This window comes from Chelativorans salis, from assembly GCF_025336525.1.
GTDB lineage: Bacteria > Pseudomonadota > Alphaproteobacteria > Rhizobiales > Rhizobiaceae > Chelativorans > Chelativorans salis.
The window spans coordinates 69,622-93,017 of sequence record NZ_JAOCZP010000001.1; the positions used below are offsets into that span (position 1 = coordinate 69,622).

General features: G+C 65.3%; 20 protein-coding genes. 3 read left to right on the plus strand and 17 right to left on the minus strand.

The genetic code is table 11. The features are described from left to right. Nucleotides 1-5: 5 nt before the first annotated feature. The 14 genes from N5A92_RS00375 to chvE all read right to left on the minus strand — a co-directional run bounded on the left by N5A92_RS00375 (nucleotide 6) and on the right by chvE (nucleotide 16,688). A complete protein-coding gene (locus N5A92_RS00375) occupies nucleotides 6-1,058 on the minus strand; it encodes an ABC transporter ATP-binding protein (RefSeq protein WP_260899823.1) in 1,053 nt (350 codons plus the stop codon). Between the two features lie 11 nt (nucleotides 1,059-1,069). Next, the gene (locus N5A92_RS00380) at nucleotides 1,070-1,918 is read right to left on the minus strand and encodes a carbohydrate ABC transporter permease (protein WP_260899824.1); all 849 of its coding nucleotides are present in this window, start codon (nucleotides 1,916-1,918) and stop codon (nucleotides 1,070-1,072) included. Then, a complete protein-coding gene (locus tag N5A92_RS00385) occupies nucleotides 1,915-2,760 on the minus strand; it encodes a carbohydrate ABC transporter permease (RefSeq protein ID WP_260899825.1) in 846 nt (281 codons plus the stop codon). Before N5A92_RS00385 ends, N5A92_RS00380 begins: the two co-directional genes overlap by 4 nt. Before the next feature lie 100 nt (nucleotides 2,761-2,860). Continuing rightward, the gene (locus N5A92_RS00390) at nucleotides 2,861-4,144 is read right to left on the minus strand and encodes an ABC transporter substrate-binding protein (protein WP_260899826.1); all 1,284 of its coding nucleotides are present in this window, start codon (nucleotides 4,142-4,144) and stop codon (nucleotides 2,861-2,863) included. Nucleotides 4,145-4,159: 15 nt separating this feature from the next. Next, nucleotides 4,160-5,218, minus strand: coding sequence for a LacI family DNA-binding transcriptional regulator (locus N5A92_RS00395; protein ID WP_260899827.1), 1,059 nt, complete (start codon nucleotides 5,216-5,218; stop codon nucleotides 4,160-4,162). 267 nt (nucleotides 5,219-5,485) lie between these two features. Then, on the minus strand, nucleotides 5,486-6,118 hold the full coding sequence (locus N5A92_RS00400) for a 2-dehydro-3-deoxy-6-phosphogalactonate aldolase (RefSeq protein ID WP_260899828.1): 633 nt from the start codon (nucleotides 6,116-6,118) through the stop codon (nucleotides 5,486-5,488). Then, nucleotides 6,115-7,044 carry a 2-dehydro-3-deoxygalactonokinase gene (locus N5A92_RS00405; RefSeq protein ID WP_260899829.1) on the minus strand — a complete coding sequence of 310 codons (930 nt, stop codon included), beginning with the start codon at nucleotides 7,042-7,044 and terminating at the stop codon, nucleotides 6,115-6,117. The genes N5A92_RS00400 and N5A92_RS00405 overlap by 4 nt, the downstream gene beginning before the upstream one ends. Nucleotides 7,045-7,050: 6 nt before the next feature. Then, nucleotides 7,051-8,577, minus strand: a complete 1,527-nt coding sequence (locus N5A92_RS00410) for an aldehyde dehydrogenase (NADP(+)) (RefSeq protein ID WP_260899830.1) — start codon at nucleotides 8,575-8,577, stop codon at nucleotides 7,051-7,053. Between the two features lie 43 nt (nucleotides 8,578-8,620). After that, nucleotides 8,621-9,544 carry a Gfo/Idh/MocA family protein gene (locus N5A92_RS00415; protein ID WP_260899831.1) on the minus strand — a complete coding sequence of 308 codons (924 nt, stop codon included), beginning with the start codon at nucleotides 9,542-9,544 and terminating at the stop codon, nucleotides 8,621-8,623. A 209-nt stretch (nucleotides 9,545-9,753) separates the two neighbouring features. After that, nucleotides 9,754-11,499, minus strand: a complete 1,746-nt coding sequence (araD, locus tag N5A92_RS00420) for an L-arabinonate dehydratase (RefSeq protein WP_260899832.1) — start codon at nucleotides 11,497-11,499, stop codon at nucleotides 9,754-9,756. Nucleotides 11,500-11,836: 337 nt separating this feature from the next. Next, nucleotides 11,837-12,808 carry an AraD1 family protein gene (gene araD1 / locus N5A92_RS00425; RefSeq protein WP_260899833.1) on the minus strand — a complete coding sequence of 324 codons (972 nt, stop codon included), beginning with the start codon at nucleotides 12,806-12,808 and terminating at the stop codon, nucleotides 11,837-11,839. 11 nt (nucleotides 12,809-12,819) lie between these two features. Continuing rightward, on the minus strand, nucleotides 12,820-14,031 hold the full coding sequence (mmsB, locus tag N5A92_RS00430; protein ID WP_260899834.1) for a multiple monosaccharide ABC transporter permease: 1,212 nt from the start codon (nucleotides 14,029-14,031) through the stop codon (nucleotides 12,820-12,822). A 3-nt stretch (nucleotides 14,032-14,034) separates the two neighbouring features. Then, nucleotides 14,035-15,555: a multiple monosaccharide ABC transporter ATP-binding protein gene (mmsA, locus tag N5A92_RS00435; protein ID WP_260899835.1), complete on the minus strand. Its 1,521-nt coding sequence runs from the start codon at nucleotides 15,553-15,555 to the stop codon at nucleotides 14,035-14,037. 65 nt (nucleotides 15,556-15,620) lie between these two features. Beyond that, entirely contained in the window at nucleotides 15,621-16,688 is a 1,068-nt protein-coding gene (gene chvE, locus N5A92_RS00440) for a multiple monosaccharide ABC transporter substrate-binding protein (protein ID WP_260899836.1), read from the minus strand. 178 nt (nucleotides 16,689-16,866) lie between these two features. Between chvE and N5A92_RS00445 the strand changes: the two genes are divergently transcribed. Further along, nucleotides 16,867-17,802: a LysR family transcriptional regulator gene (locus N5A92_RS00445; RefSeq protein WP_260899837.1), complete on the plus strand. Its 936-nt coding sequence runs from the start codon at nucleotides 16,867-16,869 to the stop codon at nucleotides 17,800-17,802. Between the two features lie 178 nt (nucleotides 17,803-17,980). Here the strand turns inward: N5A92_RS00445 and N5A92_RS00450 are convergent, their stop codons facing one another. From N5A92_RS00450 to N5A92_RS00460, 3 genes are all read right to left on the minus strand, one after another. Further along, nucleotides 17,981-18,763 carry an ATP-binding cassette domain-containing protein gene (locus N5A92_RS00450; protein ID WP_260899838.1) on the minus strand — a complete coding sequence of 261 codons (783 nt, stop codon included), beginning with the start codon at nucleotides 18,761-18,763 and terminating at the stop codon, nucleotides 17,981-17,983. Next, nucleotides 18,760-19,842 carry an ABC transporter permease gene (locus N5A92_RS00455; protein ID WP_260899839.1) on the minus strand — a complete coding sequence of 361 codons (1,083 nt, stop codon included), beginning with the start codon at nucleotides 19,840-19,842 and terminating at the stop codon, nucleotides 18,760-18,762. Before N5A92_RS00455 ends, N5A92_RS00450 begins: the two co-directional genes overlap by 4 nt. A gap of 125 nt (nucleotides 19,843-19,967) precedes the next feature. Further along, on the minus strand, nucleotides 19,968-20,984 hold the full coding sequence (locus N5A92_RS00460; RefSeq protein WP_260900955.1) for a sugar ABC transporter substrate-binding protein: 1,017 nt from the start codon (nucleotides 20,982-20,984) through the stop codon (nucleotides 19,968-19,970). A 219-nt stretch (nucleotides 20,985-21,203) separates the two neighbouring features. Between N5A92_RS00460 and N5A92_RS00465 the strand changes: the two genes are divergently transcribed. Together N5A92_RS00465 and N5A92_RS00470 are read left to right on the plus strand one after the other, a co-directional pair. Then, nucleotides 21,204-22,418, plus strand: a complete 1,215-nt coding sequence (locus tag N5A92_RS00465) for an ROK family transcriptional regulator (RefSeq protein WP_425248512.1) — start codon at nucleotides 21,204-21,206, stop codon at nucleotides 22,416-22,418. Between the two features lie 37 nt (nucleotides 22,419-22,455). Next, nucleotides 22,456-23,376: a carbohydrate kinase family protein gene (locus N5A92_RS00470; RefSeq protein ID WP_260899840.1), complete on the plus strand. Its 921-nt coding sequence runs from the start codon at nucleotides 22,456-22,458 to the stop codon at nucleotides 23,374-23,376. Nucleotides 23,377-23,396 lie beyond the last annotated feature (20 nt).

Below are 23,396 nucleotides of genomic sequence, written 5' to 3' on the forward strand. Positions count from 1 at the left end.
ATCTTCTACTGGTGGTGTTGCAGGGATTTTTCCGTTTCTGGGTCGAACCAGCGGATGCGGTCCGGCGTCGGCGCCAGCTTCACAGTGTCGCCGCGTGACAGCACGATATCGCTGTCGAGCACGGCACGGAAAAGATGGCCCTCCACGTCACAGGTCACCAGCACATGCGGTCCCAGCGGCTCGACCACGCGCACCTCGGCGGGCAAGCCGCCCTCCGATGGGGAAAGGTCCTCCGGCCGGATGGCGAAAGCGATTTCCTCGCGCTCGGCCCTTGGACCTTCGAAAGTGACCCCCGCCACGCGCCACGAGCCGTTGGCTCCCTTTTTTGCTGGGAGGAAATTCATCGGCGGGTTGCCGATGAAGGAGCCGACGAAGCGCGCGGCGGGGTTTCTGTAGACCTCGATGGGGCGCTCGGCCTGGACGATCCGGCCCTTGTCCATAACCGCGATGCGGTCGGCAAGGCTCATCGCCTCCACCTGGTCGTGGGTGACGTAGATGGTCGTCGTCTTGCTCTCGGCAAGCACGCCCTTGAGCTCGGCACGCATTTCCAGCCTCAGAAGCGCGTCGAGGTTGGAGAGAGGCTCATCCATCAGGATAACATCCGGCTCCATGGCGAGCGCGCGGGCGACCGCCACGCGCTGACGCTGGCCGCCCGACAGCTGGCCGGAATAGCGTTTGAGCAACTGCCCGATATGCATGAGTTCAGCCGTGCGGGTGACGCGGCGGTCGACCTCCGCCCGCGGCAGCTTCTGCATCCTCAAGCCGAAGGCGATGTTCTCGAACACGGTGAGATGCGGGAAGACAGCGTAGTTCTGGAACACCATGGCTATGCCGCGCTGGCGCGGCGGCAGGTGGTCGACCCGCTTTCCGCCGATCCACACTTCGCCTCGCGATGGTGTCTCCAGCCCTGCGATGATGCGTAGCAGCGTGGTCTTGCCGCAGCCGGACGCCCCCAGGAGCACCATGAATTCCTGATCAGCCACGGTGAGGTCCACCGAGTGAAGCGCGGTGAAGTCGCCAAACTGCTTGGCCACGTTTCTGATGGAGATTTCGGCCATGGTCTGTCTCCTTAACGATTGGCGATGCCCCACATCGCGAAGAGATATTTGCGCACCGCGAAGATGAAGATCAGCGCTGGCACGACGAGCACCGCTCCGCCGGCGAATTTGAGGTGCATCGGCGAAACGTTGATGTTCTGCAGGAGGAACGCCGTCAGCGTGCGGTTCTCGATAGTCAGCACCGCCGCGGCAAAGACCTCGTTCCAGGAAATCACGAAGGCGAAGACCGCCGAAGCGGCAATCCCCGGCAGGACAAGCGGCAAGACCACCTTGTAGAAGGCCTGGAGGCGCGTGCAGCCGAGCGTCCATGCCGCCTCCTCGAGTTCCACCGGAATGCCGGCAAAGAGCGAGAAGGTGATGAGCACCGCGAAGGGCAGCGCAAGCGTCGTGTGGACGAGCGCAAGCCCCAGTGCGGTATCATCGAGCCCCGTTCGGATGAACATCACCGCGAGCGGCAGGGCGAGCAGCGGTAGAGGGAAGGCACGCGTCATCAGCACCATGATCCGAAAGGCGTCCTTGCCGCGGAAGTCGAAGCGCGACAGTGCATAGCCCGCCGGCGCGCCGAGGCCGATGGAAAGCGCCATGGTGATGCCGGCCACGAGGACGGAATTGAAAAGCGCCCTCGCCACGCCGGCAAAGCCCATGAAGAAGGCGATGCTATCGGTCTCGAAGCCGGGCACGAAGCTCTTCGGGAAGGCATTCACCTGCTCGGGCGAGGAGAGCGCGTTAATGGCCAGCAGATAGATGGGGGCCAGCACCCACGCACACAGAATGATGATCGTCGCGACAAAGACCAGCCGCCCGCGCTTACGGATATCGGCCGAGGTCACGGCGGTCTCGCGTGCGGTCACGGCAGTCATGGCTGCGCCTCCCTCGGCACCCTGAGCGTGCGCAGGAAAACGAGCGTGAAGGCGATGGAGATAGCCAGGATCACCAGCGCATAGGCCGCCGCCACGTGCCTGTCCTGCAGGTTGAACTGCCAGTGATAGGTTTCACCCATGAGCACCGGGAAATTCGTTCCGGCGAGCGCGATCACCACGGCGAAGACTTCAAAGGCGAGGATCGTGCGCAGGATGAGCGCCGTTTGGATGCTGGGCCGCAGGAGCGGCAGGGTAATGCGCGTAAAGCGCTTCCAGGGGCTGGCGCCGAAAACCTCCGCCGCCTCGTAATATTCCTTCGGGATCAGCCCCATGCCGGCCACGAGGATGACGAGCACGATCGCCGTGGCGCGCCAGATCTCGGCCAGCACGACGGCGAGGAAGATCGTGCCCTTGTTCTGGTAGCCGAGCCAGGCGACGGGCTGCTCGACGACGCCGAGGCCCGAAAGCATGCTGTTCAGGAATCCCGTCTGCTCGAAGATGGCGAGCCAGATGATGCCGGCGGCGAGATCCGAAATACCGAGCGGGATGGTCCAGATGTAGAGGATGACGTCGCGCCCTTTGCCCATGCGCGTCACCAGCGTCGCCATGAACAGCGCCAGCGCGAGCTGCACCGGCACCACTGCCAGCGCCAGCAGCATGGTGTTCCAGAAGGCGGTGGGAAACTTCCAGTGCCCGGCCATCGTGCGGAAGTGATCGAGCGTCAGCGCGCCATCCTGCGAGACGGCCTGCCAAGCGACCAGCAGGAAGGGATAGATGAAGAAGACGCACAGGAAGAGCGTGGCCGGCAGAAGCAGCAGGTATGGGAGTGTGCGCTGTTGCATGGCTTGGTCCTTCCTCTGGGACGGAGTGAGTCAGGCAGGCTCAACCGGATTGGAGAGGTTATGCCCCGCCCGAACCAGGACGGGCGGAGCGTCTCTCACCTCACTCCACCGGACAGGCACCCTCGGACGGCTCGTCCGGCGCCCAGCAGGGTGCGCCTGAGTCCTGCATGACGGAGCGCAGCGTCTCGCCCTGCTCGTCGAGCACCTGCCGCACGTCCTGGCCGGCTAGCACGATGCGCTCGAAGGCATCGACGAAGACCTGGTTGAACTTGCCGTTGTATTCACCGAGGCCAACGGGAAGCAGGCTCGGATTGGCGTCGTCGGCGTTCGCCATGCGGGCAATCGCCTGGCCCGACAGGCGCACGGAGGCGGGCATGTCGTCTGGCAGGTCCACTTCCACGACGGGGAAGAAATTTGTGGCCCTGAGCGTAGCAACCTGCGTCTCGGGCTTCAGCATGTAGGCGGCGAGCGCCTTTGCTGCTTCCGTATCGGGCGCGGTCCTGGGAATGGCCACGCCGGCGATCACCGGCATGAAGCCGCGGCCGGTAGGCCCGGCGGGTGCGGGAAAGGCCACGAAGTCGTCCGGCCGCTGGTTGAACGCGTCGGCGAGCCTGGCCGTATGGTCCCAGGCGACCCACACCTCCTCCGTCAGAAGCGGCTCCTGCATGAAGCCATAGCTGGTGGAACTGGGGCTGGTGTACTGCCACAGCTCCTTGAACTTGTTCCAGGCTTCCTCGGCTTCCGGCGAACGGAACTCCGTCACCGCCGAATCCGTGTAGGAGGGATAGAGATAGCCCTGGAAGAAGCGGTGCTTGAGCCCCTGCGGGCCGGCGGGGAAGCCGAATTTCGGCCCTCCGGTCTCCTCGGCCAGCACCCGCGCCCACTCGATGAGCTCATCATAGGTCAGCGCGTTGATGTCGGCGCCCTCCGGCAGATAGTCGAGCGCCTGCCGGTTGGCGGCCATGATGTAGGTCGCTTGCATCCACGGAAGGTATTTCTGCTCCCCCGTGCCGAGCATGCCGAGCTGCTGGAAGGTGGCGTTCACCGTCACATCACCCAGCTCGATATCCGAGAGGTCGACGAGGTCGTCGGAAAGCGAGACGAACTCGCCATGCAGTGCACCGAGCAGGCCAATCGTGCCGGAACCGGCCTGAAGCTCCGCCTCGATGCGCGTCAGCCAAGGCCCGCGATCGTCCGTCGCCTGGTAATCGACGGCCTCCTCGAAGCCGGAAAGCACCTGCCCCCGCATGGCCTGGGTCTCCTCCACGGGAGCCGCCTGCGTGGACCAGAACAGAATATCGGCCTGGGCGCTTCCTCCCGTGGCGGCAAAGGCGCCGCCGGCGAGCAGCGCGGCTGCCAGCGTAGTCGTTGTGGTTTTCCTCATTTTCTCTCTCCCTTTCTAGATTTGCCGGATGCGCGGGCGACCGCTTTGCGGCGCCGGGCCATGGCTGCCGCGCTCGATGAAGCGCGGCACCTTGAGGCTGGAAAGCGGCCCGTCCTTCCCGTCCTCGATAAGGGCGGTCAGCATGCCGGCGATCTCGCGCCCGCTCTCGCGCGTCGCCTGGTCGAAGGTGGTGAGTCCCGGCGGGGAAAAGCCCGCCGCCGGGACATTGTCGAAGCCGGTCACCGACAGGTCCTGCGGCACCGCCAGACCCATGCTTTGAGCCTCGTGCAAGACCAACAGCGCCAGCTCGTCGAACAGACCGATAACCGCCGTGGGCCGGTCCTCGCCGGACAGCATCTCGCGGATGGCGGCGCGATGGCTGTCGTCGTCGAAGCGTGGGGAGCGGGCGACCCAGAGCTCCACCTGAGGATCCGCCGCCTCGGCGATGGCCGCTTCCAGCCCGGCCTCACGATGGCGGCGGAAGGTCATGCGGTCGCTGATGGTCACCAGCCCGAAATGCCGGTGGCCGAGCCCGTAAAGACATTCGAAGGCCTGGCGAAAGGCCGCCTCACCACTGGTGTCGAGCCAGCTATAAGGCGCCTCCTCGTCGGAAAGCCGCCCGTGCACGACGAAGGGAAAGCGGCGCTCCATCAGGAACCGCACGCGCTCGTCCTCTTCGGCGATACGCGTGAGCACCACGCCGTCGGCGCGGCCGGAGTGGACGAGATGCTTCAAGACGTCGAGCTCCGACTGGCCGGCCGAGGCGGTGGCGATCATGAGATCCACACCCTTGGCCACCAGCCCCTCGCCGAGACCCGTGACGAACTGGCCGAGGAAGGAATCGACGAAGTTCGGTCCGCGGATGGGCAGCACCAGCCCGACAAAGCCACTTCTGCCGGAAACCAGCATACGGCCGGCCATGTTCGGCACATAGCCAAGCTCACGCGCCTTCTCCGCCACGCGCCGGCGTGTCTCGACGGCAATGTCCTCATAGCCGCCCAGCGCACGCGACACCGTCGCGACCGACAAATCGAGCGCGGCCGCCACTTCCTTCAGGGTGCTCCTCCGGCGCAAATGCTTCCTCCCTGACGTGGCCTTGTTCCTGGCCAAAACGTTTTAGGCTTCGCGCAGAGGCTTCTAAAACGTTTTAGAATTGTGACGCAAAGGCGTGCCGGCGTCAATCCCCGCGGGCGAAGCGGGACTTGGCGCTCCCTGCCTTGAGGGCAAAGCGATGGCTTTCAGACGATTTGCCGGACTTCGCCGGTGCCCACTCACTAGAGTTGGCTACCGCATACAGAGATCGGGGCTCTTCGGCTTCTTCGGACCTCAATCCACAGGGAGCTACCCGCCAAACACCGCATCGTAAGCGGCCACCGCCGCACGCGCCTTCTCCGCCACCTCACCGGCGCTCGCGCCCGGGCGGTAAAGGCTGGAGCCAAGGCCGAAGGTGCGCACGCCGGCTGCCGCATAGGCAGCGAAATCGCCTTCCGACACGCCTCCCACCGCACCCACCGGCACGTCTTTGGGCAGCACGGCCATGACGGCCTTGATGCCAGCTGGGCCAAGCACGGAGGCGGGGAAAAACTTAAGCGCCGAGGCGCCGGCCGCGACCGCCGCGAGTGCCTCCGTGGGCGAAAAGACACCGGGCATCGTCGCCATGCCGTGCTGGCCAGCGCGGGCGATGACGGCAGGCTCGACATTGGGGCTGACGAGCAGGTTGCCGCCGGCCTCGTGCAGGCGGTCGACATCCTCCACAGTCAGCACCGTCCCGGCACCGATCAGCACGCTTTCCGGCGCCAAGCGGCGGGCCAGTTCGATGGAACGGAAGGGTTCCGGCGAGTTGAGCGGCACCTCGATGGCCTCGAACCCCGCCTCCAGAAGCGCCTCGACGACGGCCGACGCCTCCTCGGGCTTCAGTCCGCGCAGTATGGCCACGAGATCGCGACGAAGCTTCGGCCAGATGATGCGGTTCATATAGCTTTCCCTTCCGGCCATAGCGCCGTTGCGGTCCCGAAGAGGCCCTGGCGCACGAGGTCCGAGCCGTCCAGCGTGCGGTAAGCGATGTCGGCAGCGGCAAGTGCGGCCTCATAGGCCTGTCCCTGCGCGCCGCCGGCGATGAGCGTGACCGTCGCTCCATTGTCGAGCATCTGGCGCGCCGCAGCGATCTCCGCGCCGATCAGCAGGCCGGACAGGCGTGCCTTCGCATCGGGGGCTGCATCGTCGGCAAGAAGCCCGGCGGCGCGGATCGAGAAGAGCTTTCCCGTGAGCCCCGCGCCATCGGCCAACATTTCGTCCACCGCGTCGCGGAACGCCGGAGAGGCCGCATCTCCCGCCCCTTCGCCGAGCGTGTCGCGGAGGATGGAATGCTGATTGAGAAGCGCGAAGAGCTCGCCTGTCATGAAAGTGGTGAAGCTGACCAGTCGCCCCTCTTCCAGCTTCGCCCATTTGGAATGGGTGCCGGGCAGGCAGAAGAGCCCCGAGCGCAGCCCACCAGCCACGGCGCCAGCAAGCTGTGTCTCCTCGCCGCGCATCACGTCCTTGCGTCCCCTTTCGCGCTGGCAGACGCCGGGCAGGATGCGCACGTCGCGCGCCGCTCCGTCGACGCAGACGGCGTTGAGATGCAGCGCATCGAGCCTTGCCGGGGTTTCCAGATAGGCGGCTTCGCGCCAGCCGCCGCGAGCCCCGGCCATCCCGGCTACCACCACCGGCAGGTCCGGGGCGGCGCCGAGTCCGGCCAGATGCGCCTCCATCACGCTTTCGAAGCGGTCGGGCATGCAGGCGCGCATGCCCTCCCCGCTCGAACGCTCCGCCAGCACCCCGCCCTCGCCGTCCAACAGCCAGAGCCGCATATTGGTGGTGCCCCAGTCGATGGCGGCGGCGAAGGCTTGGGTGTCAGCCATGACGGCTTAGGCCTGGGCGAGGTCCACCGGCAGCAGCGCCGCCGGCATGTCCTGATAGGCCACCGGACGCAGGAAGCGGCGGATGGCGAGCGTGCCCACGGACGTGGTGGAGGCGTTGGTGCTGGCCGGATAGGGCCCGCCATGCATCATCGCGTCGCTCACCTCGACCCCGGTCGGGAAGCCGTTGGCGATCAGCCGCCCGGCCTTGCGCTGCAGGATCGGCATCAGCGAGGCGGCAAGTTCGGTGTCGGCGTCGTCCATCTGCAGTGTGCAGGTGAGTTGGCCTTCGACGCCGCGGGCGACCTCGCGCATCTGCTCCTCGTCCTTCACGCGCACGATCAGCCCGAACGGGCCGAACACCTCATGGTGAAGGTCGGGATTGGCGAGCCATTCGTCACCGGTGGTCTCAAGCAGGTCCGGACCGGCGTTGCGGCCCTCGGCCTTCGAGGCGAGCCGCGCCTTAGCGCAGCCGAGGCCGGAAAGCTGATCGCGTCCCCGCCGATAGGCGTCGGCGATTCCGGCCGTCAGCATGGGCTGCTCCAGTACCTTTTCGAGGGCGGCCTGGGCTGCACCGGCGAACGTGTCGACGTCGGCGCCATCGAGCGCGATCGCCACACCAGGATTGGTGCAGAACTGACCGACGCCCATGGTGAGCGACCCGGCCCAGCCTTCACCGATCTTGGCGCCGCGCGCCGAAAGGGCTGCCGGCAGAAGGAAGACCGGATTAACGGAGCCAAGCTCGCCATAGAAGGGGATGGGCTCCGGCCGGTTTGCCGCCAGGTTGAAGAGCGCGCGCCCGCCGCCCACTGAGCCGGTGAAGCCGACGGCCTTGATCAACGGATGGGTCACCAGCGCCTCGCCCGCCTCGCGGACATTGCTCTGGATGAGCGAGAAGACGCCGGGATGCTGGCCGGTCTTCTTGATCGCCGCATCGATCGCTCCCGCCACCACTTCGCCGGTGCCGGGGTGAGCCTGATGCCCCTTGACGATGACCGGACAGCCGGCCGCGAGAGCCGAGGCCGTGTCGCCGCCGGCTGTGGAAAAGGCGAGCGGGAAGTTCGAGGCGCCGAACACGCCCACCGGCCCCACTGGAAGCTGCATCAGTTTCAGATCCGGCTTGGGCATCGGCTGGCGCTCGGGGTTCGCCGTGTCATGGCGGCGGTCGAGATAGTCACCCTTCTCGATGTGCTTGGCGAAGAGACGAAGCTGGCCGGTGGTGCGGCCGCGCTCGGTGTTGATGCGCGCCTCGGGCAAGCCGGTCTCCTGGCTGGCGATGACAGCGATCGTCTCGGCCCGCGCCTCGATCTCGTCGGCGATGGCGTTCAGGAAGGCGGCGCGCTCAGTGCGGCTCGAATAGCCGTAGGTCCAGAAGGCCTCTTCCGCTGCCTTGGCCGCGCGGTCCACGTCCGCCGCCATGCCGACGGAGAATTGGTGGGACGGCCCGCTGACGGGATCGGAGGAAAAGGCTTTTTCGCCTCCAACCCACTCGCCGGCGATCAGATGTTTTCCGTGTGGCTCGAAGTTCTGCGACATGTCCCGTTCCTTGTTTTGAAAGAGTACTGGCGAGAGCCCCTATCTATTCGTGAAAGGGCTCCACGTCGACCTGCCGGCCGACAAGAAATGCATCCGCGACGAGTTTCAAGGGCGCGATGTCGACATCGCTCTTTCCCGCCTTCATGAGCGCAGCGAAACGCTCGTAGATGCCGTCATATTCGGCCTCCAGCCCATCCGGGCGGGCCTCTCCGTCGACCGACATCCGGCTGCCGCCATCGGCAAGCACCAGCGCGCCCGCGTCGGTGTCGATCCGGATCTCCCAGGTCTGCGGCCCCTCCTGGCGCCAGTCGAAGACTGCATCGACATCGAAGCCTGCCAGGCTCTTCATGGAGAGTTCGACGCCGATGGGCATCTTGCGGTTCTCCGGCACCTCGAGCGAAGCACCGGTGACGAAGACCGACGGCACGATCGCCGTCAGGATGGAAAGCGCATTGATGCCCGGATCGAAAACGCCGAAGCCGCCGGCCTCCCAGATCCACGCCTGGCCCGGATGCCAGCGCCGCACGTCCTCCTTCCAGACGATCTCGACGTGGCGGATCGTCTTGCCGAAAAGCCATTGCCGGGCCGGCTCGACGGCAGGCGCGAAGCGCGAGTGCCAGGTGGCGAAGAGGGATACGCCGTGCTCCCGCGCCAGCTCTGTCAGCGCCTCGACCTCACCCACCGTCGTACCGGGCGGCTTTTCCAGGAGCACGTGGCGTCCTGCCTTCAGGGCGGAGACCGCCATGTCATAGCGCGGCATGGGCGGTGCGCAGAGCGCAACGGCCGGCACGTCCCGACGCTCCTTGAGGAAGGTTTCGATATCCGTGAAGTTATCGACGCCGTCCACGCTGCCATGCCGGCTCACGGCCGCGGCAAGCTCGAAGGCGGAGGAGCGGGCGATCGAGGGCAGATGCTGGTCGCGCGCAATTTTGCCGACACCGACGACGGCGATCCTGGTGGGGGTCATATTCTATCTCCCTGTTCGTTCAGAACATGGCTTTGAATGAAACAGAGTACGGCATCCCGCCCTCGTGGTTCGACAGGCTCACCATGAGGGCTGGTGTCAGCGCCAAGCTCCCAGCTTCGCAGCTTGCGTATCGGCCGCCTTGCCTTCACCCTAATCTTGAACCTGTCGAAGGACGAGGGTGAAGGCATGCACATCCACTGCCGCGATCTTTAATGCGAATCCTTCGGCACCTGATGCCCCCGGCACCCCTTCAGGAAGTCGAAATCCGCCCCCGTATCGGCACCCTGCACGCGGTCGTGGAAGAGCTGTGCATAGCCGCTCTCCGGCCGCTCCACCGCCGGTTTCCAGTCGGCCAGCCGCCGCTCCAGCTCCTCCTCGGAGATGTCAAGATGGAGGCGGCGACCGGCCACGTCGAGCTCGATCATGTCGCCGTCCCGCACCACCGCGAGCGGTCCGCCGGCGGCGGCTTCGGGCGAAGTGTGGAGCACCACGGTGCCGTAGGCGGTTCCCGACATGCGGGCATCGGAGATGCGCACCATGTCGTTTATGCCCTTCCTCAAGACCTTGGGTGGCAGCCCCATATTGCCAACCTCGGCCATGCCGGGATAGCCCCTCGGGCCGCAGTTCTTCAGCACCAGGATGCAGGTCTCGTCGACGTCCAGCGCCTCGTCGTTGATCTTCGCCTTGTAGTCTTCGATGTCCTCGAAGACGACGGCACGGCCCCGATGCTGCATGAGATGCGGCGTGGCGGCGGAAGGCTTCAGAACGGCGCCCCTAGGGGCCAGGTTTCCGCGCAGGACGGCGATGCCACCTTGCGGCGTCAGGGCACGTTCGACTGGGCGGATGACGTCATCGTTCCAGTTCTGGACGTCCTTCACCTCGTCCCACATGGAGCCGCCGGAGACGGTGAGCGCATCACGGTTCAGCTTGCCGCCCTCCCCCAGCATCTTGATCACCACCGGCAGCCCACCGGCGTAGAAGAACTCTTCCATCAGATATTTGCCCGACGGCATCAGGTTGACGATGGTGGGGATATCGCGGCCGAGCCTGTCCCAGTCATCCAGCGTCAGGTTGACGCCGACACGGCCGGCAAGTGCCAGGAGGTGGATGACCGCATTGGTCGAGCCGCCGATGGCGCCGTTGACGCGGATGGCGTTCTCGAAAGCTTCGCGGGTGAGGATGTCCGACGGCTTCAGCTCGTCCTTGACCATCTCGACGATGCGCCGACCCGACAGATGCGCCATCACGCGGCGACGGCTGTCGACGGCAGGGATCGCGGCGTTGCCGGAAAGCGCCATGCCGAGCGCCTCGGCCATCGACGCCATGGTGGAGGCCGTGCCCATGGTGTTGCAGGAACCGGGCGAGCGGCTCATCGCCTGCTCGGCCTCCAGGAAATCCTCGTGGCTCATGGCGCCGGCCTTGATGGCCTCCGACATCTGCCAGAGCGCCGTGCCGGAGCCCACACGCTCGCCGCGGAACCAGCCGTTGAGCATCGGACCGCCGGAGACGACGATGGCCGGCAGGTCGGCGCTTGCGGCTCCCATGAGGACGGCCGGCGTGGTCTTGTCGCAGCCGGCTAGAAGCACCACGCCGTCGAGCGGGTTGCCGCGCAGCGCCTCCTCCACATCCATGGCCGCGAGGTTGCGGAACATCATGGCCGAGGGCCGCAGCGCGCTTTCGCCGGTGGAGAAGACCGGAAACTCCAGCGGTAGCCCACCCGCCTCATAAATGCCGTGCTTCACGCGTTCGGCGAGGTCGCGCAGATGCGCGTTGCAGGGGGTCAGCTGCGACCAGGTGTTGCAGATGCCGATCACCGGGCGGCCGTCGAAGAGGTCCGCCGGCAGGCCCTGGTTCTTCATCCAGGAGCGGTGGTAGATGTGGTCGCGCGAGGTGCCGCCGAACCACTCCCGGGAGCGCAGCTTGCGCGGCCAGGGCTTTGGGGTGAATGCGTTCATGTGCGTTCGCTTCCTTGAAGGCGGCCATGAGGGGGAAAGTTGGGTTGGAAGTGCCGGAGCTTACGGCCGGCGATTCCTCGCCCCCACAAAGTGGGGGAGAGGTGGCCCGCGGAGCGGCTCGGTGAGGGGGCGATGGCGCCGTCCCTTTGCCTGCTTCCCGCACCGATCCGATAAGGCATCAACCGTGGCCAGCACTGCGCAAGTGTCGCCGCCGAGCCGCCCCCCTCACCGACCCCGCTTCCGCGGGGCCACCTCTCCCCCACTTCGTGGGGGCGAGGAGTTGCCGGCCGCGAACACGGGCGCCCTTTCCGGCAAAGATGTGCAAGCGTCGCAGGGTTCAAAGCGCCGTCACCCTGGCATCGCGTTTCTTCTCCCGCGCATGCGGGTTTCTCAGCGGCAGGCCGAAATCCGGCGCAGAGATCTCCCACACATCCCCCTCGCCGCAGGAAATGCCATCGGCGAAGGAGAGCGTCGCCGTGCCGAACATGTGCACGTGCAGATCTCCTGGCTGGCAGAAGAGGCCATACTTGAAGTGATGATGCTCCAGATTGGCGATGGTGTGGGACATGTTGTCCTCGCCGGACAGGAACTCCTTCTCCCAGACCACCTTGCCGTCGCGATAAATGCGGGACATGCCGCGGATGTCGGCCGGCAGGTCGCCCACCAGAAGCTCCGGACCGAAGGAGGCGGGGCGGAGCTTGGAATGGGCAAGGTAGAGATAGTTGATGCGCTCGGTCACGTGGTCGGAGAACTCGTTGGCGAGCGAGAAACCGACGCGGAAGGGGCGGCAGTCCTTGCCAATCAGGTAGAAGCCGGCGATTTCCGGCTCCTCGCCGCCATCGAGAGCGCAGTCGGGCGAGGCGATCGGGTCGCCGGGCGCCACCGCCACGACACCCGTGCCCTTGTAGAACCATTCGGGCTGCACGCCCTCCTTACCCGCTTCTGGCTTGCCGTCCTCGATACCCATGCGGAACATCTTCATGGAATCGGTCATGCCCGCCGTGTCGGCCTCGGCGTGCATGGCATCACGCGCCGAGGCGGAGCCGAGATGGGTAAGGCCGGTGCCGGTGAGGAACATGTGCGCGGGATCAGGATGGCGGACAGGCACGTCGAGTGCGCCTTCAGCGGCGAGCTTCTCCAGGTCGACCGCCTCGCCGAACCCGTGCCGCTCGATGATTGCCGCAAGCTTCTGCCCGGCCTCGATTGCTTCCTGCGCAAGGCCGTAGGTGCTCGTCGCACCGTTGACCAGCCGCGCGTCCTCTCCCCGGCGGCAGACAACGCCGCCCTTCTTCAGTTGTGAAAGGTGCATGGTTTGCCTCGTCAGGTGGATTTGTTCTTGTTGTAGACATCGAAGATCACCGCCGCGAGCAGCACCAGGCCCTTGATGACCTGCTGGTAGTCGATGCCGATGCCGAGAATGGACATGCCGTTGTTCATCACGCCCATGATGAAGGCGCCGACCACCGCTCCGACGATCTTGCCGACGCCGCCGGACATGGATGCCCCGCCAATGAAGACGGCGGCAATCACGTCAAGCTCGAAGGCCACGCCCGCCTTGGGCGTCGCGGTGTTGAGCCGAGCTGCGAAGATGAGGCCGGCAAGGGCCGCCAGCATGCCCATATTGGCGAAGGTCAGGAAGGTGAGCCGCTCGGTCGGAATGCCCGAGAGCTTGGCCGCCTTCTCATTGCCGCCCAGCGCATAGATCCTACGACCGACCGTGGTCGAGTTGGTGAGGAACGTATAAGCCGCCGTCAGCACCGCCATGGTGATGAGCACGTTGGGGAATCCCCGATAAGTCGCCAGCATGTAGGACAGGAAGACGATCGCCGCGGCGATGAGGCCGTTTTTCGCCGCGAAGAAGACAAAGGGTTCGTCCTCGATGCCGTATTTCATGTGGCGCCGGCGATTGCGCACGGCCATGAAGACGAGGATGGCCGCCGTCGCCGCGCCTAAGAGGATGGCCGTCACGTTCGGGCGTCCGACGCCGAAGAGGTCGGGAACGAAGCCGGTGCTCAGCCCCTGGAAAGAGCGCGGGAACGGCCCAACCGACTGGCCCTGGAGCACCCAGAGGGTAAGCCCGCGGAAGACCAGCATGCCGGCCAGCGTGACGATGAAGGAAGGGATGCGCCAATAGGCGATCCAGTAGCCCTGGGCGGCGCCGATCAGCATGCCGAGGATGAGGCAGGCCGGGATGACGACCAGCGGCGGCAACTCGTATTGAACGAGCATCACCGCCGCCACCGCGCCGACAAAGCCGACGACCGAGCCAACGGAGAGATCGATATGGCCGGCGACGATGACGAGCAGCATGCCCAGCGCCATGATGACGATGTAGCTGTTCTGCAGGACCAGGTTGGTGAGGTTCACCGGCCGCATCAACGTGCCGTCCGTGACCACCTGGAAGAACGCCATGATGACCACCAGCGCCAGCAGCATGCCGTAGTCGCGCAAATGGTTCTTCAGATGGCTGCCGATGGAGACGACCGCGCCTTCCGCCGCCGTTTCTCTTTCGCGCGCTGAGACTTCAGTCATTTCCTAGGACCTCACGATCATCGACATGATCTTTTCCTGGTTCGCTTCACTACCCTTGAGCTCGCCGGCGATCGCACCCTCGTTCATGACGTAGATGCGGTCGCACATGCCGAGCAGTTCCGGCATTTCGGAAGAGATCATGACGACCCCCTTCCCCTGCCCCGCAAGCTCGTTGATGATGGTATAGATTTCGAACTTCGCGCCGACATCGATACCGCGTGTCGGCTCGTCGAGGACGAGCACGTCCGGCTCCGTGAACAGCCACTTGCTCAACACAACCTTCTGCTGGTTGCCGCCCGAAAGGTTCATCACCTTCTGGAACACGCTCGGCGTGCGCACGCCGAGGGCCTTGCGGTAGCGCTCGGCCACCTGGCGCTCCTCGGCATTGTTGATGACGCCGTTCTTCGACACCCGCGCCAGATTGGCGAGCGTGGTGTTGCGCATGACGTCCTCTTCCAGAACGAGGCCTAGCGCCTTGCGGTCCTCGGTGACGTAGGCGAGCCCGTTGGCGACGGCGCGGCCGACGGTGGAGACGTCGATCTCCTTGCCGCGCAGCTTCACCGTGCCGGAGATGTTGCGGCCGTAGCTCTTGCCGAACAGGCTCATGGCAAGCTCTGTGCGGCCGGAGCCCATCAGGCCGGCGATGCCCACCACCTCGCCCGCTGCCACCCGGAAGGAGGCGCCGCGGATCACCTGGCGCTCCGTATGCAGGGGGTGCCAGACGTTCCAGTCGCTCACTTCAAGCAGCGTCTCGCCGATCTCCGGCGTGCGCTCGGGATAGCGATGCGCCATGTCGCGGCCCACCATGTCGCGGATGATGCGCTCTTCGCTGATCTTTTCGGAATGGCAGTCGAGCGTGGAGACGGTCTTGCCGTCACGCAGCACGGTGATGGAATCGGCGACGCGGCTGACCTCGTTGAGCTTGTGCGAAATCAGGACGGAGGAGATGCCTTCCGCTTTCAGTTCGAGCAGCAGGTCGAGCAGCTTCTGGCTATCGTTCTCTTGCAAAGCCGCCGTCGGCTCGTCGAGGATCAGGAGCTTCACCTTCTTGGACAGCGCCTTGGCGATCTCCACGAGCTGCTGCTTGCCCACCCCCAGCGTGTCGACACGCGTGACGGGTTTTTCCCTGAGGCCCACCGTCTTCAGGAGCGTCTCGGTGCGTGCATTGGTCTCCGGCCAGTCGACGACACCGCCCCTGGCGATCTCGCTGCCGAGAAAGATGTTCTCCGCGATCGACAGGAGCGGCACGAGCGCCAGCTCCTGGTGGATGATGATGATGCCGTCGCGTTCGCTGTCCGAGATGCCGGAAAAGGCGACGGGCTTGCCTTCAAAGACAATGTCGCCGTCATAGGAGCCGTGCGGATAGACCCCGCTCAGCACCTTCATCAGCGTGGACTTGCCGGCGCCATTCTCGCCCACCAGCGCGTGGATTTCGCCGCGCGCCACCGTCAGGTTCACGTCGTCCAGAGCCTTCACACCGGGAAAGCTCTTGGTGATGCCGTGCATCTCCAAAATCGGTTGCATGTGAATGTTCTTCATCAAGGTGGCCCGCCCGCGCGAACGGGCGGGCCGTTCTTCTCGTCTTGTTCTTACTTTACCTGGTCTTCGGTGTAGTAACCGGAACCGAGCAGAGCCTTCTCCCAGTTGTCGGCGTCGACCAGAACCGGCTCGAGCAGGTAGGACGGCACGACCTTGACGCCGTTGTCATAGGTCTCCGTGTCGTTGATCTCCGGCTCGCCGCCCTGCAGCAGCGCATCCACCATGCCGACGGTCACGCGGGCAAGCTCGCGGGTGTCCTTGAAGATGGTGGAGTATTGCTCACCAGCGAGGATAGACTTGACGGAGGGGATTTCGGCGTCCTGGCCCGTTACGATGGGCATCTTGAGATCGCCGGAGCCGTAGCCCACGCCCTTCAGCGAGGACAGGATGCCGATCGACAGGCCGTCATAAGGGGAAAGCACGCCGTGCACCTGCTTGTCCGTGTAGTGGGCGGACAGAAGGTTGTCCATGCGCGACTGCGCCACCGCGCCGTCCCAGCGCAGCGTGCCGACGGTATCCATGCCTTCCTGGCCGGAGGCAACGACAATGTCACCGGAATCGATCAACGGCTGCAGCACGGACATGCCGCCATTGTAGAAGAAGTAGGCATTGTTGTCGTCGGGCGAGCCGCCGAACAATTCGACATTCCAGGGCTTCTCGTCGGGGAAGCGCTCCTTCAGACCTTCCACCAGCGAGGTTGCCTGCTGCACGCCGACCTTGAAGTTGTCGAAGGTGGCGTAGTAGTCGACATGCTCGCTGTCGCGGATCAGGCGATCATAGGCGATGACCTTGATGTCGGCGGCGGCGGCGTTTTCCAACGCATTGGAAAGCGTGGTGCCGTCGATGGCGGCAATCACCAGCACATTCACGCCCTTGGTGATCATGTTCTCGATCTGGGCGAGCTGGTTCGGGATGTCGTCCTCGGCGTATTGCAGGTCGGTGGTGTAGCCGGCCGCCTCGAACTGCTCGACCATCGAGCCGCCGTCGGAGATCCAGCGCGCCGAAGACTTGGTCGGCATGGCGATACCGACATACCCCTTGTCCTGCGCCTCTGCGGCGCCCGCGAAGAGGGTCGCCCCGAGCGCAAGCGAGGCGAAGACGGATGTAATTTTTCTCATTGAATTCCTCCCATGACCAAAGGGCCCGGCCCAATGCACCCGCATCTGACCGCACCCGATGGCGTTGTTCAAGAACGAGCGGATCCCCTGATCCGGGCGCCAAACTATGAGAGGAGGATTATACCAATCAAATGCATTTTTTGTTCATCTTCATAGCGCAGATGGTATATCTTTTCCCATGGTCTCCGATTCCCCTTTTCGGCTGAAGCTCAGCCATTTCCGTCTGATTGCGGCAATCGCCGAGCATGGGCAACTCAGCCCTGCCGCGGCCTCCCTTTCCATGACCCAGCCGGCCGCCTCGCGCATGCTGACACAGATCGAGACGATCGTCGGTGCGCCGCTGTTCGAGCGGCATGCCCGGGGCATGAGCGCGACTGAGGTCGGCCGCATGATCATCCGCCATGCCGACACGCTGTTGACGGAGCTGCGCGAGACCATGCTCGAGGTCGACGAGTACAAGGTCGGCAAGGGCGGGCGCGTGCGCGTCGGCGCCGTCACCGGCGCGGCGGTGGGCTACGTTATGCCGGCCATCCAGAAGCTGAAAGCCGTCTCACCCAACGCCGACGTGCATATCGACGTAGCGCCGAGCGAAGCGCTCATCCGTGATCTTCTGGCCGGCCATTTCGATTTCGTACTGGGCCGCGTGCCCCCGCCTTACGACCCGCGCGACTTCATCATCGCCCGCGGCCGTATCGAGACGGTCGACCTCGTCGTGCGCAAGGACCATCCGCTCGCCGGCACCAACACAGGCTCTATCGCCGATCTCGGCGGCTTCGAATGGGTCATGCAATCGGCAGGCGCGCCGGTGCGGGTGGCGGTGGAGAACGCTTTCCTGGAGACGGGCGCTGTCCTGCCCCGCAACATCATCAATACAACGTCGCTGCTCGCCATGATCGCGCTCCTGGTGACGTCCGACGCCATCGCCCCCCTGTCACGAGAGGTCTCGGAGCTGCTTCGCAGCAATGGGGGCGGGCTCGGGCTCGCGGTACTGCCGATCCACGAGCCGATCGTCGTGGCTCCCTACCACCTCTTGTCGCTCAGAAGCCGGCGACTGTCGCCGCTCGCCGGCCGGCTCAGGGAATTGGTGTCGCAGGAGTTGGCGCGGGGAGAGTAGGCACCCTTCCCTCCCCCCTTGCGGGGAGGGTGGGCCTGCCGGCTTGCCGCGGGGTCGGGTGGGGGGGGTCGCCAAGGCCGCGTGCCGACGCTTCATTCGCAAACGCCGACGCGCGGCCGCCTGCCCCCCACCCGCCTCGCTTCGCTCGGCACCCTCCCCGCAAGGGGGAGGGAAAGGCTCAAGCCGCCAGTGCCTCCGCCGGCGGCTCCTTGGCCCCCGTCATGAAGGCCACGGCATCCGACATCGTGTAGTCCTTCGGATCGATCACGCACAGGCGCCTGCCCAGCCGGTGCACGTGGATGCGGTCGGCCACCTCAAAAACGTGCGGCATGTTGTGCGAGATGAGCACGATGGGCATTCCGCGCGAGCGTACGTCCTGGATCAGGTCGAGCACGCGGCGCGATTCCTTGACACCCAGCGCAGCAGTCGGCTCGTCCATGATGATGACCTTGGAGCCGAAGGCGGCGGCGCGCGCCACCGCCACGCCCTGGCGCTGGCCGCCCGACAGCGTCTCCACCGCCTGGCCGATGTTCTGGATGGTCATCAGGCCGAGATCGGAGAGCTTCTCGCGGGCGATGCGCTCCATCGCCTCGCGGTCGAGCGAGCGGAACCAGCGCCCCATGAAGCCCGGTTTGCGCATCTCGCGGCCCAAGAACATGTTGTCGGCGATAGATAGAGCCGGCGACAGCGCCAGCGTCTGGTAGACGGTCTCGATGCCGGCCTCCCGCGCCTCCAGCGGCGAGCGGAAGTGGACGGGCTTGCCGTCCAGCCGGATCTCGCCCTCGTCGGGATGTATGGCACCGGAGATGGCCTTGATAAGGGTCGACTTGCCGGCGCCGTTGTCACCGATAACGGCGAGGATCTCGCCGGGGTAAAGATCGAAATCAGCCTGGTTGAGGGCCACCACGCGACCATAGTGCTTAACGAGGCCGCGCGCGGTGAGGACGGGTTCGGTGCTCATGCCGACACCTTTCTGATCCACTGGTCCAGCGCCACGGCGATGATCGTCAGCCAGCCGATGGCGAAGACCTGCCACAAGACATCGACGCCGGCGAGCCTGAGGCCGGAGTTGAAAACGCCAACGATGAGAGCGCCAACGAGAGGGCCGACGATGGAGCCGCGCCCGCCGAACAGCGAGATGCCACCGATCACCACGGCGGTGATGGATTGCAGGTTGGCCTCCTGGAAGCTCTGCGGCGAGACCGAGCCGACGCGGCCGATCGAGGCCCAGGCGCCGATGGCGCAGACGAGGCCGGCGACGGCGTAGACCTGCACCAGCGTGCGGTTTGTGCGGATGCCGGAAAGCTCCGCCGCTTCCTTGTCGTCACCCACCGCATAGACATGCCTGCCCCAGGCCGTGCGGTTCAGGACATACCAGAGCACCGCGAAGATGAGCACCATCAGGATGGAGCCATAGGTGAACTGGGCGCCGCCGATGCGGATGCTCTCGCCGAACCATTTCAGCAAGGGGGCCGTGGCGTCGATGTCCTGGCTGCGGATCGACTGGGCGCCGGATAGCCACAGATTGAGCGCGAAGAAGATGTTCCACGTGCCCAGCGTGACGATGAAGGGCGGCAGCTTCACCCGCGTGACGAGAAAGCCATTGAGCGTTCCCGCCAGCATGCCGCACAGGAAGCCCACGCCGATGGCCAGTGGCGCGGGGAGCCCCATCTTGACCGCCAGATTGCCCATGATGACGGAGACCAGAACCATGCTTGCGCCGACCGAAAGGTCGATGCCGGCGGTGAGGATCACCAGGCTCTGGGCGGCGGCAAGGATGCCGATGATGGAGACCTGCTGCATGACGAGCGACAGGTTGAAGGCGCTGAAGAAGTTGCCGCCGGCGACAAAGCCGAAGACGGCGATGCTCAGCAGGAGCACGATCACCGGCACCATCGTCGGATTGCCGTGCAGGAAATGCTGCAGCCGGTCGAGGATTGTCTTTTCGTGGCTTTCGAAGGCGGCGACGCTGGCGTCGCCCTTCTCCAGCCCGTCCTCGAACTCCTGTCCTCTGCGCGCGGCGCCGCCCGCCTCGCTCATCGTCGATCCTCCCATCGTTTTGCACTCATCGTGAGGAGAAAAAGCATTGCCGTCAAACAAGAACGTCGCGGAGCGGCCCAGCGGCCGCTCCGCATGCCCCCGTCCCTACAGGCGCATGGGAACGGCTAGCCCCAGCAGCGCTCGAGACCTTCGTCGGAGCCGATCGACTCCACGCCTTCCACCGGCTGGTCGGTGATCAGCGTCACGCCGGTGTCGAAGAAGTCGAGGCCTGGTGTCGGCTCCGGCTTTTCGCCGGTCTCGGCGAACTTGGCGATCGCCTCGATGCCCATCGAAGCCATGAGCAGCGGATATTGCTGCGATGTGGCGCCGATGATGCCTTCCTTGACGTTCTGCACGCCCGGGCAGCCGCCGTCGATGGAAACGACGAGCACGCCCTCGGTCTTGCCGAAGGACTGCAAGGCTTCGTAGGCGCCGGCGGCGGCGGGTTCGTTGATGGTGTAGACGACGTTGATGTCCGGGTCGCGCTGGAGAAGGTTTTCCATGGCCTTGCGGCCGCCCTCCTCGTTGCCGTTGGTCACGTCGTGGCCGACGATGCGCGGGTCGTCCTCATCGCCGATGCGGTCGGCGTCCTTGGTGTCGATGCCGAAGCCGGTCATGAAGCCCTGGTCGCGCAGCACGTCCACCGAGGGCTGGCTGGGCGTCAGGTCGAGCATGGCAATCTTGGCGTCCGCCGCCGCATCGCCCAACGTCGCCGCGGCCCACTGGCCGATCAGCTCGCCGGCCTTGAAATTATCCGTGGCGAACGTGGCGTCGGCCGCGTCGATGGGCTCCAGCGGCGTGTCGAGCGCGATCACCAGAACGCCGGCGTCACGCGCCTTCTTGACCACCGGCACCATGGCCTTGGTGTCGGAGGCCGTAATCAGGATGCCCTTGGCGCCCGAGGCGATGCAGGTCTCGACCGCCTGGACCTGGGTCTCATGGTCGCCGTCGACCTTACCGGCGAAGGTGGAAAGCGAAATGCCCAGTTCCTCCGCCTTGGCGGTGGCGCCCTCCTTCATCTTCACGAAGAAGGGGTTGATGTCGGTCTTGGTAATCAGGCATGCGCCCACATCCTGAGCGGCGGCGGGCTGTGCAAGGCCGAGAAAGCCGGCGCCGGCAAGGGCGAGCGCGGTGGACTTCAATAGCGCGTGTTTGGTCACGGTATCCTCCCGAGAAGCGAATTGGCGCCTGACGACGCCACGAACACGTGTCGATCCTATGGCGGCCGATCACGTGACGACCAGAAAACAGAAGGCGGGACTGCCTGTCAATAGATAAATCATGTTTATTTATTTATTGACTCAGCGCTTGCGGCGCCGCATTGTGCGCCCAAAAAGCGCACTGGGAGGAAGGGGACGGGCTTGGAAAGCGGTTTTGCGAGGGAGAACGACGGCACGCGAACATCGCGCCCGAACCTGGGAACAAACCAGAGCGGCATGCGCGACTATAACGAGCGCCTGGTGCTGTCGCTCCTGCGCCAGCACGGCAGCCTCGCCAAGACCGAAATCGCCCGCATGACGGGGCTTTCCGCGCAGACCGTCTCCGTCATCATGCGCGGGCTGGAGGCCGATGCGCTCCTGGTCCGCGGCAGTCCGCAGCGCGGCAAGGTCGGCCAACCCTCCATCCCCATGAGCCTCAATCCGGACGGCGCCTTCTTCCTGGGGCTGAAGATCGGCCGGCGCAGCTCGGAGCTTGCGCTGATTGACTTTCGCGGCACGATCCGCCGCATGCGCCAGCATTCCTACCCCTATCCAACGCCGGAGGAGACGATCCGCTTCGTCACCGAGGATCTCGCGGAGGTCGCCGCGAGCGCCGACCAGCGCACCTGGGAGCGCGTCGCCGGCCTCGGCATCGCCATGCCTTTTGAATTGTGGAGTTGGGCCGACGCCGCCGGCGCGCCACCAGGTGCCATGGATGGCTGGCGACACACGGATATCCGTGCTGCTTTCTCCGAGCGCTGCCCCTTCCCCGTCTATCTGCAGAACGATGCCACGTCGGCCTGTGGGGCGGAGCTCGTCTTCGGCAATCCACCGACCCGCGACGACTTCATCTATTTCTATGTCGGCGCCTTCGTCGGCGGCGGCATCGCCCTCGACGGGCGGCTTTTCACCGGGCGTACGGGAAACGCCGGGGCATTGGGCTCCATGCCCGTGCCCGGTCCCGACGGTAGGACGCGGCAGCTCATCGACGTCGCCTCCATCAGCGTGCTTGAAAAGGCGATTGTAGCGCGCGGAGAGGACGCCACGCATCTGTGGACCTCGCCGGATGATTGGGGCGATCTGGGCGATGACCTGGAACGCTGGGTGGACGGCACCGCGGAGGGCCTCGCGCACGCCATCCTTGCCGCCTCCGCCATCATCGACTTCCAGGCCGCCGTGATCGACGGCTGGCTGCCGCTTTCCGTACGCGCCAAGATCGTGACGCGCACGGCGCGTCATCTCTCCACGCTCGATTCGGAAGGCCTGACGCTGCCCACCGTGCGCGAGGGAACGGTGGGACGCCATGCCCGGGCGCTTGGCGGCGCCAGCCTGCCGCTCGCCGAGCGCTTCCTCGTCGGCGCGCAATCTGCCATATGACCCACATTCCTTTTCGCATTCCATGGGAGGAACGACGATGATCCTTTGCTGCGGCGAAGCGCTGATCGACATGCTGCCGCGTCAGACGACTGACGGCGAAAGCGCCTTCGCTCCCCATGCCGGCGGCTCGGTCTTCAACAGCGCCCTGGCGCTCGGACGGCTCGGCGCGCCGGTGTCGTTCTTCTCGGGCCTCTCCAACGATCTGTTCGGCGCCCGGCTGCAGGAGGCACTGCGCGAGAGCCGCGTCGATCTCGCCTATGCAAAAATCTCCAGCCTTCCCACCACGCTTGCCTTCGTCAGCCTCAGCGAGGGCCAGGCGAGCTACTTCTTCTACGATGAGAACTCGGCCGGCCGCATGCTCACCGAAGCGGACCTACCGCGACTGAAAGACGATGTGGAGGCGCTTCTTTTCGGCGGTATCAGCCTCGCGACCGAGCCTTGCGGCGCCACCTACGAGACCCTGATGGCGCGCGAGAGGCCCGCCCGCGTCACCATGCTGGACCCCAACATAAGGCCAGTCTTCATCAAGGACGCCGAGGTCCACAAGGCGCGCATGCGGCGCATGATGGAGATGGCGGATATCGTGAAGATTTCGGAAGAGGACCTCGCCTGGTTCGGCGAGGCCTCTTCGCACGAACAGGCGGCGCACGGCCTGCTTCAGGCGGGCACGAAGCTCGTCATCGTGACAAGCGGCGCCAAAGGGGCGGTCGCCTTTTGGGACGGCGGGACTGTGGCGATGGAGGCGGTGCGCGTTTCGGTGGTCGACACTGTGGGTGCGGGCGATGCCTTCAACGCCGGCGTCCTCGCCGCCTTGCGCGAAGCGGGCTGTCTGAACAAGGAAAGCGTTGCGAAGCTGCGCGAGGATGTGGTGCGCGAGGCGCTTACCTTCGCCGCCCGCGTCGCGGCGGTAACGGTTTCGCGTGCGGGCGCCAACCCGCCGTGGCGGGAGGAGCTTTGAAGGGCATAGCAGGCGCCCGT

Excerpts from the sequence above, each read along its gene's own strand:
- N5A92_RS00375 (WP_260899823.1), bottom strand. The coding sequence starts at position 1,058 with ATGGCCGAAATCTCCATCAGAAACGTGGCCAAGCAGTTTGGCGACTTC.
- N5A92_RS00380 (WP_260899824.1), bottom strand. The coding sequence starts at position 1,918 with ATGACTGCCGTGACCGCACGCGAGACCGCCGTGACCTCGGCCGATATC.
- N5A92_RS00385 (WP_260899825.1), bottom strand. The coding sequence starts at position 2,760 with ATGCAACAGCGCACACTCCCATACCTGCTGCTTCTGCCGGCCACGCTC.
- N5A92_RS00390 (WP_260899826.1), bottom strand. The coding sequence starts at position 4,144 with ATGAGGAAAACCACAACGACTACGCTGGCAGCCGCGCTGCTCGCCGGC.
- N5A92_RS00400 (WP_260899828.1), bottom strand. The coding sequence starts at position 6,118 with ATGAACCGCATCATCTGGCCGAAGCTTCGTCGCGATCTCGTGGCCATA.
- N5A92_RS00405 (WP_260899829.1), bottom strand. The coding sequence starts at position 7,044 with ATGGCTGACACCCAAGCCTTCGCCGCCGCCATCGACTGGGGCACCACC.
- N5A92_RS00410 (WP_260899830.1), bottom strand. The coding sequence starts at position 8,577 with ATGTCGCAGAACTTCGAGCCACACGGAAAACATCTGATCGCCGGCGAG.
- N5A92_RS00415 (WP_260899831.1), bottom strand. The coding sequence starts at position 9,544 with ATGACCCCCACCAGGATCGCCGTCGTCGGTGTCGGCAAAATTGCGCGC.
- araD (WP_260899832.1), bottom strand. The coding sequence starts at position 11,499 with ATGAACGCATTCACCCCAAAGCCCTGGCCGCGCAAGCTGCGCTCCCGG.
- araD1 (WP_260899833.1), bottom strand. The coding sequence starts at position 12,808 with ATGCACCTTTCACAACTGAAGAAGGGCGGCGTTGTCTGCCGCCGGGGA.
- mmsB (WP_260899834.1), bottom strand. The coding sequence starts at position 14,031 with ATGACTGAAGTCTCAGCGCGCGAAAGAGAAACGGCGGCGGAAGGCGCG.
- mmsA (WP_260899835.1), bottom strand. The coding sequence starts at position 15,555 with ATGCAACCGATTTTGGAGATGCACGGCATCACCAAGAGCTTTCCCGGT.
- chvE (WP_260899836.1), bottom strand. The coding sequence starts at position 16,688 with ATGAGAAAAATTACATCCGTCTTCGCCTCGCTTGCGCTCGGGGCGACC.
- N5A92_RS00445 (WP_260899837.1), top strand. The coding sequence starts at position 16,867 with ATGGTCTCCGATTCCCCTTTTCGGCTGAAGCTCAGCCATTTCCGTCTG.
- N5A92_RS00450 (WP_260899838.1), bottom strand. The coding sequence starts at position 18,763 with ATGAGCACCGAACCCGTCCTCACCGCGCGCGGCCTCGTTAAGCACTAT.
- N5A92_RS00455 (WP_260899839.1), bottom strand. The coding sequence starts at position 19,842 with ATGAGCGAGGCGGGCGGCGCCGCGCGCAGAGGACAGGAGTTCGAGGAC.
- N5A92_RS00470 (WP_260899840.1), top strand. The coding sequence starts at position 22,456 with ATGATCCTTTGCTGCGGCGAAGCGCTGATCGACATGCTGCCGCGTCAG.